The 10,980-nt window shown below is 68.7% G+C and carries 1 pseudogene; it reads left to right on the top strand.

Annotated elements, in window-relative coordinates:
- Nucleotides 1-15: 15 nt before the first annotated feature.
- Nucleotides 16-10,881: pseudogene (locus GA0070623_RS30310) on the top strand (SDR family NAD(P)-dependent oxidoreductase); the annotation flags it as partial.
- Nucleotides 10,882-10,980 lie beyond the last annotated feature (99 nt).

Raw genomic sequence — 10,980 nt, 5'->3', positions numbered from 1 at the left:
GAGGAGCGACCGCAGATCATGAACGCCGAGGAGAAACTCCGCTACTTCCTCAAGCGTGTGACGAACGAGCTCCAGGAGACACGCGACCGGCTCAGCGAGATCGAGGAGGCGGGCCGGGAACCCATCGCCATCGTGGGCATGGCGTGCCGCTTTCCCGGCGGGGTCGGCTCGCCGGAGGACCTGTGGACGCTGCTCGAAGCCGGACGCTCCGCCGTCACCGGTTTTCCCACCGACCGGGGGTGGGACGTCGAGGCACTCTACGACCCGGAGCCCGGCCTGCCCGGTCACACCTACACCCGTACCGGCGGGTTCCTGGACGACGTCGCCGGCTTCGACGCCGCGTTCTTCGGGATCTCGCCACGTGAGGCGCTGGCCATGGATCCGCAGCAGCGGCTGCTGCTCGAAACGTCGTGGGAGGCGATCGAACGGGCCGGGCTCGACCCGCAGGCGCTCCGCGGTAGCCGGACCGGCGTCTTCGCCGGGTTGACCTACCACGACTACGCGACCGGGCTCGCCGAGGTGCCCGACGAGCTGCAGGGATTCCTGGGCAACGGAAATGCGGGGAGTGTGGCGTCGGGTCGGGTGTCGTACACGTTTGGTTTCGAGGGTCCGGCGGTGACGGTGGATACGGCGTGTTCGTCGTCGTTGGTGGCGTTGCATTTGGCGGTGCAGTCGTTGCGGTTGGGTGAGTGTGATCTGGCGTTGGCTGGTGGGGTGACGGTGATGGCGACGCCGGGGGTGTTTGTGGAGTTTTCGCGGCAGCGGGGGTTGGCGGTGGATGGGCGGTGTAAGTCGTTTGCGGCGGGGGCGGATGGGACGGGGTGGTCTGAGGGGGTGGGGGTGTTGTTGGTGGAGCGGTTGTCGGTGGCGCGGGAGCGTGGGCATCGGGTGTTGGCGGTGGTGCGGGGTTCGGCGGTGAATCAGGATGGTGCGTCGAATGGGTTGACGGCGCCGAATGGTCCGTCGCAGCAGCGGGTGATTCGGCAGGCGTTGGTGTCGGCGGGGTTGTCTGGGGTGGATGTGGATGTGGTGGAGGGGCATGGGACGGGGACGCGGTTGGGGGATCCGATTGAGGCGCAGGCGGTCCTGGCGGCGTACGGGCAGGATCGGGAACGGCCGCTGCTGTTGGGGTCGGTGAAGTCGAACATCGGTCACACGCAGGCGGCGGCGGGTGTGGCTGGTGTGATCAAGATGGTGTTGGCGATGCGGCATGGTGTGGTGCCGAGGTCGTTGCATATCGATGAGCCGAGTCGGGAGGTGGATTGGTCGGCGGGTTTGGTGGAGTTGGCGGTGGAGCGGACGGAGTGGCCTGGGGTGGGTCGGCCGCGCCGGGCCGGGGTGTCGTCGTTCGGGGTCAGCGGCACGAACGCGCACGTGATCCTGGAACAGGCGCCGGAGGTCGAGTCGGAACCGGCCACCGTGCCCGACGGGCCGGCGGTCTGGATGATCTCGGGTCGGTCGGCCGCTGCGGCGCGCGCCCAGGCGAGGCGCATCGAGGAGTTCGTGCGGTCGCGGCCCGACCTGCCGGTGTCGGGGGTTGCGGCGGGGCTGGCGCGACGGGCGCTCCTGCCGTACCGGGCGGTCGGGGTGGGTGCGACGGCCGACGAGTTGCTGCGTGGCCTGGGAGAGCCGATCGCTGCCGGTTCTGGGGTGGAGGTGGGGTTTCTGTTTTCGGGGCAGGGTTCGCAGTGGTGGGGGATGGGGGTGGGGTTGGCGGGGCGTTTTCCGGTTTTTGCGGAGGAGTTCGGGCGGGTGTGTGGGTTGTTGGAGGGGTTTTTGCCGCGGTCGTTGGGTGAGGTGTTGGTTGGGGGTGGTGGGTTGGTGGATCGGACGTTGTTTGCGCAGCCGGGCATTTTTGCGGTGCAGGTGGCGCAGGTGGCGTTGTTGCGGTCGTTCGGGGTGTGTCCGGGTGTGGTGGTGGGGCATTCGGTGGGTGAGTATGCGGCGGCGGTCGTGGCTGGGGTTCTGGATCTGGTGGATGCGTGTCGGTTGGTGGCGGCGCGGGCGCGGTTGATGGATGCGTTGCCTGCTGGTGGGGCGATGTTGGCGGTGCAGGCCGGTGAGTCGGCGGTGGCCGGTCTGGGTTTGGATGTGGCGGCGGTCAACGGTCCGGACCAGGTGGTGCTCTCCGGTCCGGAAGCTGCGGTCGTGGCCGCTGCGGATCGGTTGGCGGGGGCGGGGGTGCGGGTCCGCCGGTTGCGGGTGTCGCATGCGTTCCATTCGGTGTTGATGGAGCCGATGCTCGCTGAGTTCGCGCAGGTGGTGGGGTCGGTGGAGTTTCGGCCGGCGCGGGTGCCGTTGGTGTCGAGTGTGGAGGTGGGTGCGGATCTGACGGTGCCGGAGTACTGGGTGCGTCAGGTGCGGGAGACGGTGCGGTTCGGCGATGCGGTGGGTGTGGTGGACGCGGGGGTGTGTGTGGAGGTGGGTCCGGATGCGACGTTGACGGCGATGTTGCCTGATCGTCGGGTGGTGCCGGTGTCGCGGCGGGATGTCGATGAGGTGGTCACTTGGCTGACTGCGGTGGGTGCCCTGCATACCGCTGGGGTGCCGGTGGACTGGGCGCCGGTGTCGCCCATGGTGGCGGTGCCTGAGGATCTGCCGACGTACGCGTTCCAACACCGCCGCTACTGGCTCGACGGAGGCGGCTGGCGCGGAAGCAACGTGCGGCTCGCCGACGGCGGGGTGGTGGTGTCGAACCGGGTATCGACGGCCCGGCAACCATGGCTGGCCGACCATGTGGTCGACGGCTCGGTGCTGGTGCCGGGAACCGGGTTCGTCGACTGGGCGGTGCACGCCGGTGACCTGGTCGGCGCACCCGTACTACGGGAGTTGACGGTGCAGGCCCCGCTCGTGCTGGAGGCCGCCGGCACCGTCGACGTGCAGACCACCGTCGACGGTCGGTGGCAGCTCAGCATCCATGCCCGCACCGGCGCCGACCAAGCGTGGACCTGCCACGCCACCGGCCAGCTGGCGGAGGCCGCCGAAGGCGACGCCCCGCAGGCCGATGCGACATGGCCGCCGGTGGGCGCGGTGCCGATGTCGGTGGAGGGCTTCTACGAGCGTCTGGCCGGTGTCGGTCTGCAGTACGGTCCGGCGTTCCAGGGGTTGCGGGCGGCGTGGCGAGCGGGCGCGGAGTTGCTCGCGGAGGTGGCCCTGGACGAGTTGGATCATGGGCAGGCGGGCCGTTTCGGGGTGCATCCGGCGTTGTTGGATGCGGCGTTGCACCTGGCGGCACTGGACAGGTCCGAGGGTCCGGCGGAGCCGCTGCTACCGTTCGCCTGGCAGGACGTCGCGGTACACGCGACCGGTGCGACGAAGGTCCGGGTCCGGATGCACGTCGACGGGGACACCCTGTCGCTGACGTTGAGCGACACGTCCGGCGCTCCGGTGGCCACGGTCGGCTCGCTGGCGCTGCGGGGTCTGCCGGATCGACCGTCGGTGGCACCGGTGCGGGACCTGTACACCGTCGACTGGATGGATGCCGGCCAGATCGGTGAGGGGGAAGCCGAGCTTCCGGTGTGGGACTGCACCGGTGCCGACCTGGCTGATGTTCTGGTCGGGGTGCAGGAGCGGTTGGCTGCCGACGAACGGCGGTGGCTGGTTCTGGTTCCGGGTGGTCAGACGGTTACGGATGCGGCGGCGGTGTGGGGTTTGTTGGCGTCGGCGCAGTCGGAGCATCCGGACCGGCTGGTGCTGGTCGACGCGGCGGATCCGGTGGTGGCGCGGGCGGCGGTGGCGGTGTGCGACGAGCCGCAGTTGCGGGTCGATCATGATGGCCGTATCCGGGTGCCCCGGTTGGTGCGGGCTGCGCCGGCCGAGGGAGAGGTCAGGGTTGATTTCGGTGCCGGACCGGTGTTGATCACTGGTGGTACCGGGACGCTGGGCGGTCTCCTTGCTCGGCATCTGGTGCGCGAGTACGGGGTGGATGACCTGGTGTTGGTGTCGCGGCGTGGTCCGGACACTCCGGGTGTGGACGGGCTGGTGCGGGAGCTGCCGCGGGTGCGGGTGGTGGCGTGTGACGTGGCGGATCGGGAGGCGTTGGCGGCGTTGCTCGACGAGGCTCGGCCTGGTGTGGTGGTTCATGCGGCAGGGGTGCTGGACGATGCGACGGTGGGCAACCTGACGGTGGCTCAGCTGGAGTCGGTGTTCCGGGCGAAGGCCGCCGCCGCGCGGCACCTGCATGAGTTGACCGACGGGTCGTGTGCGTTGGTGTTCTTCTCGTCGGCGTCGGGGGTGTTCGGTGCGGCGGGTCAGGCCAACTACGCGGCGGCGAACGCTTACCTGGATGCGCTGGCCCGGCACCGGCGGGCGCAGGGACTGCCCGGCCTATCGCTCGCCTGGGGCCTCTGGGAGTCGGCGAGCGCGCTGGCCCAGTCGGCGGATCGTGATCGTCTGGCCCGGTCGGGCGTGCTGCCGATCGACGACGAGCGGGGCCTGCGACTGTTCGACGCGGCACTGCGGGCCGACGCGCCGGTGACGGTGCCGGTGCGGCTGCGCCTGAACAGTTCGACTGTCGTACCGCCGCTGCTGTCGCGCCTGGTGCCGGCTCCGCGGCGCACCGCGGCGTCCGGCGACCGGGACCAGTCGTTGACGGAACGGTACGCCGGATGGGAACCGCAGCGGCGACGGGCCGAACTCGTACGTCAGGTCTGCACGATGGTGGCCGGGGTGCTCGGCTTCGATGGTGGAGACCAGGTCGACGCCGGACAGGCGTTCCGCGACATGGGCCTGGACTCCCTCACCGCCGTGGAGCTGCGCAACCGCCTGACCACGTGGACCGGGGTACGGCTTCCGGCGACCCTGGTCTTCGACTATCCGTCGCCTGTGGTGCTGGCTGGTCATCTGGATGAGGTGTTGTTCGGTGGTGTGGTTTCGGGTTCGGGTTCGGGTTCGGGTGTGGTGTCGGGGGTGGTGGAGGGGGATCCGGTGGTGATCGTGGGTATGGCGTGTCGTTTTCCGGGGGGTGTGTGGTCGCCGGAGGATTTGTGGGATCTGGTGGTGGGGGAGCGGGATGCGGTGGGTGGTTTTCCGGTGGATCGGGGTTGGGATGTGGGTGGGTTGTTTGATCCGGATCCGGATCGGGTGGGGACGAGTTATGCGTGTGAGGGTGGGTTTTTGTATGAGGCTGGGGATTTTGATGCGGGGTTTTTTGGTGTTTCTCCGCGTGAGGCGTTGGCGATGGATCCGCAGCAGCGGTTGTTGTTGGAGGTGTCGTGGGAGGTTTTGGAGCGGGCGGGTATCGATCCGCTGTCGCTGCGCGGCAGCCGCACCGGCGTCTTCACCGGCCTGATGTACCACGACTACCTGGGTCGAATGACCCAGATTCCGCCGGAACTCGAAGGGCACATGGGCAACGGCAACGCCGGCAGCATCGCCTCGGGCCGGGTGGCGTACACGTTCGGGTTCGAGGGGCCGGCGGTCACCATCGACACCGCTTGCTCATCGTCACTGGTCGCCCTCCACCTGGCCGCCCAGTCCCTGAAGTCCGGGGAATGCGATCTCGCGCTCGCCGGAGGCGTTGCCGTGATGGCGACGCCGGGGGTGTTTGTGGAGTTTTCGCGGCAGCGGGGGTTGGCGGTGGATGGGCGGTGTAAGTCGTTTGCGGCGGGGGCGGATGGGACGGGGTGGTCTGAGGGGGTGGGGGTGTTGTTGGTGGAGCGGTTGTCGGTGGCGCGGGAGCGTGGGCATCGGGTGTTGGCGGTGGTGCGGGGTTCGGCGGTGAATCAGGATGGTGCGTCGAATGGGTTGACGGCGCCGAATGGTCCGTCGCAGCAGCGGGTGATTCGGCAGGCGTTGGTGTCGGCGGGGTTGTCTGGGGTGGATGTGGATGTGGTGGAGGGGCATGGGACGGGGACGCGGTTGGGGGATCCGATTGAGGCGCAGGCGGTGTTGGCGGTGTATGGGCAGGGTCGGGTGTGGCCGTTGTTGTTGGGGTCGGTGAAGTCGAATATCGGTCATGCGCAGGCGGCGGCGGGTGTGGCTGGTGTGATCAAGATGGTGTTGGCGATGCGGCATGGTGTGGTGCCGCGGTCGTTGCATATCGATGAGCCGAGTCGGGAGGTGGATTGGTCGGCGGGTTTGGTGGAGTTGGCGGTGGAGCGGAGTGTGTGGCCTGGGGTGGGTCGGCCGCGCCGGGCGGGGGTGTCGTCGTTCGGGGTGAGTGGGACGAACGCGCACGTGATCCTGGAACAGGCGCCGGATCCGGAGTGGGTTGCGGTGTCGGGCTCGGATTCTGTTTCTGGCTCGGATTCTGCTTTGGGCTCGCATTCGGTTTCTGTTTCTTCCCCTTCTTTCTCTGCTGCTGGTTCTGGTTCTGTTGTGGCATTGTCGGATTCGGATTCGGGTGTGCTTTGTGGGGATGTTGTTGTACCTGCGGGTACTGATGTCGCCCGCATTGCGGATGCGGATCGTCCGGTGGTGTGGTTGGTGTCGGGGCGTTCGTGGGAGGGGTTGGTGGGGCAGGTTGAGCGGTTGGAGAGTTTTGCTTTGGGTGGTTCGGGTGGTTCGGGTGGTTTGGGTGTGTCGGTGGGTTCGGTGGCGGTGGGTTTGTGGGGGCGGGCGTTGTTGCCGTTTCGGGCGGTGGGTGTGGGTGGTTCGGCGGAGGAGTTGTTGGGTGGTTTGCGGGGTTCGTTGAGTTCGGGTTTGTCTGGTGTTTCTGGTTCTGGTTTGGTTTCGTCGGGTGGTTCTGGTTTGGGTGTGGTGTTTGTGTTTCCGGGTCAGGGGTGGCAGTGGGAGGGGATGGCGTGTCGGTTGTTGGTGGAGTCGGTGGTGTTTGCGGGGGCGATGGGGGAGTGTGATCGGGTTTTGTTGCCGTGGGTGGGTTGTTCGGTGGTGGGGGTGTTGTTGTCGGGTGGGGTGGTGGGTGGTGATGTGCGGGTGGTGCAGCCGTTGATGTGGGCGGTGATGGTGTCGTTGGCGCGGGTGTGGGGGTCGTTGGGGGTTGTTCCGGTGGGGGTGGTGGGTCATTCGCAGGGTGAGGTGGCGGCGGCGGTGGTGGCGGGGGTGTTGTCGTTGGAGGAGGGTGCGCGGGTGGTGGCGGTGCGGGCGGGTGTGGTGGGGGAGTTTTTGTCGGGTGGTGGTGGGGGGATGTTGTCGGTGTGGTTGTCGGTGGAGGAGGTGCGGTTGCGGTTGGTGGGTGTGGTGGGGGTGTCGGTGGCGGCGGTGAATGGTCCGGGGTTGTGTGTGGTGTCGGGGGATCGTGGGGTGTTGGGGTCGGTGGATTGGGGTGGGGCGCGGGTGCGGTGGGTGGATGTGGATTATGCGTCGCATTCGGTGGGGGTGGATGTGGTGGAGGGGGTGTTGCGGGAGCGTTTGGGTGTGGTGGGTTTTCGGTCGGGTGTGGTGCCGTGGTATTCGACGGTGACGGGTGGGTTGGTGGATGGTGGGGGTTTGGATGCGGGGTATTGGTTTGAGAATTTGCGGGGTGTGGTGTGTTTTGAGGATGCGGTGCGGGCGGCGGTGGGTGATGGGGTGCGGGGGTTTGTGGAGGTGTCGGGTCATCCGGTGTTGTTGGCGGGGGTGGCGGATGTGGTGTCGGGGGGTGTGGTGACGGGGACGTTGCGGCGCGGTGAAGGTGGCATGAAAGATGTGCTACGGGCGGCGGGGGTGCTGCATGTGGCGGGAGTAGCGGTGAAGTGGGATTCGGTGATGCCTGTAGGGGTGTCACCAGCCGAGATACCGACGTATGCGTTTCAGCGGGAGCGTTTCTGGTTGGACGGCAACATCGGAAACAACGGCAGTGGTAGTGGTGGTGGTGGGGTGGTGCGGTTGGGTGATGGTGGTGTGGTGGTGTCGGTGGGGGTTTCGGTGGGGGTGGGTTCGTGGTGGGGGGATCATGTGGTGGGTGGGGTGGTGTTGGTGCCGGGGGCGCAGTTTGTGGAGTGGGTGGTGGGTGCGGGTGATGTGGTGGGGTTGTCGGTGGTGCGGGAGTTGATGGTGCAGGTGCCGTTGGTGTTGGAGGGGTTGGGGTTTGTTGAGGTGCAGACGGTGGTGGGTGGGGATGGCCGGGTGGCGGTGTATTCCCGGAATGGAAATGGTGGCGGTGATGGGGGTGGGAATGGGAGTGGTAATGGTGGCGGCGATGGTGGTGGGAGTGGGGATTGGGTGTGTCATGCGACGGGATTTTTGGCTGCTGATGCCGAGGTGAAGGTGTCCCGTGCTGGTGCTGGTGCTGGTGGTGTGGGGGGAGAGGGTGAGGTGTGGCCGCCGGTGGGGGCGGTTCCGGTTGCCGTTGATGATTTTTATGAGCGGTTGGCGGGTGTGGGTCTGGAGTACGGGCCCGTGTTCCAGGGGTTGCGGGCGGCGTGGCGGGTTGACGGGGAGTTGGTCGCCGAGGTGGCTCTGGACGATGTGGGTCGTGCGGAGGTGGATCGTTTCAGGGTGCATCCGGCGTTGTTGGATGCCGCGTTGCATGTGGCGGGGTTGTACGAGCCCAGTGGTCCGGCGGAGCCGCTGTTGCCGTTCGCGTGGCAGGACGTGGTGGTGCATGCGACGGGTGCGACAGAGGCGCGGGTGTGGATGCGGGTCGTCGGCGACACGCTGTCGGTGAGTCTGACCGATCGGGACGGAGCACCGGTGGTCACGGTCGGTTCGTTGGTGTTGCGAGCGCTACCGAACCGGCTGCCGGCCAGGACGGTGCGAGACCTCTACACCATCGACTGGGTGGACGCCGGCCGGATCAGCCAGGCCGCCCGGATCAACCACGCCGGTCACGCCGGTGAGGTCAGCCAGTCCGGTGCGGTCGACCTCGGTCAGGTGGAGGCCGACCTTCCGGTGTGGGACTGCTCGGGTGTCGGTCTGGCTGATGTTCTGGTCGGTGTTCAGGAGCGGTTGGCTGCCGATGACCGGCGGTGGCTGGTGCTGGTCCCTGATGGTCAGACAAGCCCGGATGCGGCGGCGGTGTGGGGGTTGTTGGCGTCGGCGCAGACGGAGCATCCGGACCGTCTGGTGCTGGTCGATGCGCCGGATCCGGTGGTGGCGCGGGCTGCGGTGGCGGTGTGTGGGGAGCCGCAGCTTCGGGTCGACGACGACGGCCGTATTCAGGTGCCCCGTCTGGTGCGTGCCGGCGTGGCCGAGGGCGGGCAACAGCCGGACTTCAGCGCCGGGCCGGTGCTGGTCACTGGTGGTACCGGCACGTTGGGTGGTCTGCTTGCCCGGCATCTGGTGCGTGAGTACGGGGTGGACGACCTGGTGTTGGTGTCGCGGCGTGGTCCGGACGCGCCGGGTGCTGAGGGGTTGGTGCGGGATCTGCCGCAGGCGCGGGTCGTCGCCGGTGATATCAGTGACCGGGAGTGTCTGCGCGGGTTGCTCGACGAGTTTTCCCCGCGGGTGGTCATCCATGCGGCGGGTGTCCTCGACGACTCCACGATCGTCAACCTCACTCCGGAGCGGTTGGAGACGGTCTTCGCCGCCAAGGCCCGCAGCGCGTACCTGTTGCACGAGTTGACCCGCGACCGGCAGCTCGACGCGTTCATCCTCTTCTCTTCGGCGTCGGGGGTGTTCGGGTCGGCGGGTCAGGCCAACTACGCGGCGGCGAACGCCTACCTGGACGCGCTGGCCCGGCAACGGCGGGCGGAGGGGCTACCCGCCCAGTCACTCGCCTGGGGACTGTGGGAGACCAGGAGCGCCATGACCACAGCGGTCGACGCCGAGCGGTCGGGCGTCCTCCCGCTCGACGACCGGCATGCGCTCGCCCTGTTCGACGCGGCCCTCGACGCGGGCTCACCCGTCCTGCTGCCGGTTCGCCTGCGACTCGACGGCGTGCCGGCGACGCCGCTGCTCGAGAGGCTGAGACCGACCCGTCGCAGTACCGCCGAGTCGTCCCGCCTGGCACCGCGTACCGAGGACGATTTTGTCGCCCTGGTCCGCGCGGAGGCGGCCGCCGTCCTCGGTCACCGATCCGCTGCCGACGTCGCCCCGGACGGTCAGTTCACCGAACTCGGCTTCGACTCGCTGGCGGCCATCCGGCTGAGGAACCAGCTCGGCGCGGCGACCGGCGTACGACTGACCGCGACCGCGGTGTTCGATCATCCGACGGCCAGGGCGTTGGGGCGTCACCTGTACGCGACCGTCGGTGGCACCGCGTCCCCGGCTGGCGGTGGCACCGTGGCCCCGGCCGACCGTGAGGACACGCTGGGCGCGCTGTTCCGGGACGCCGTCGCGGCCGGACGCCGGGACGACGGTTTCGCGTTGCTGTCCGCGGTCGCGCGGCTGCGTCCCGGGTTCCGGTCGCCTGCGGAGCTGACCGAGATCGCCGCGCCGCTACGTCTGGCCGAGGGACCGGCACGGCCTCGCCTGATCTGTGTCCCGTCGCCGATGGGTCTGGGTGGGGCGCACCAGTACGCGCGGCTCGCGACGGCGTGGCGCGGCGTCCGCGAGGTGCACGCCCTGCCGATCCCGGGATTCCGGTCGGCCGAGGCGCTGCCGGAGTCGCCCGGCGCGGTCGTCGAGTGGCTGGCCGCCAGCCTCCTCCAGGTCGTCGGTGAGGAACCGTACGCGCTGGTCGGCTACTCGTCCGGTGGCCTGTTCGCGCAGGGCCTGGCGGCGCTGCTCGACGAGCGGGGCCGTCCCGCCGCCGGACTGGTCCTGCTGGACACCTACCTGCCGGACAGCGCCGCGATGGAAGGCTTCGCGACACCGATGCTGGAGGGGCTGTTCGCCCGGGAGGAGTCCTTCGGACCCTTCACCAGCGCCCGGCTCTCCGCGATGGGCCGCTACGTGGGGCTGATCGCGGAGTGCGCGGTGCCCGCTGTCACGACACCCACCCTGTTCGTCCGCCCGACCGACCTGTTCCGGGCTGACGGCGCGAGCCCCGACGCGGAACCGGAGTCGTCCTGGCGTGCGACGTGGCCCTCGGCCATCGCCACGGCCGAGGTTGCCGGCAACCACTTCACGATGCTCGAGTCGGGCGCGGTCGACACCGCGCGGGTGATCGACGACTGGCTGGCGTCCGGGATCGGATAGGGGCCGCCGGCACCGGTT

Origin of the sequence: Micromonospora rifamycinica, assembly GCF_900090265.1 — a bacterium.
In the GTDB taxonomy this organism is placed as follows: Bacteria; Actinomycetota; Actinomycetes; order Mycobacteriales; family Micromonosporaceae; genus Micromonospora; species Micromonospora rifamycinica.
Note: the sequence above shows the minus strand (reverse complement) of the source record. Positions and strands in the feature narration are given on the sequence as shown.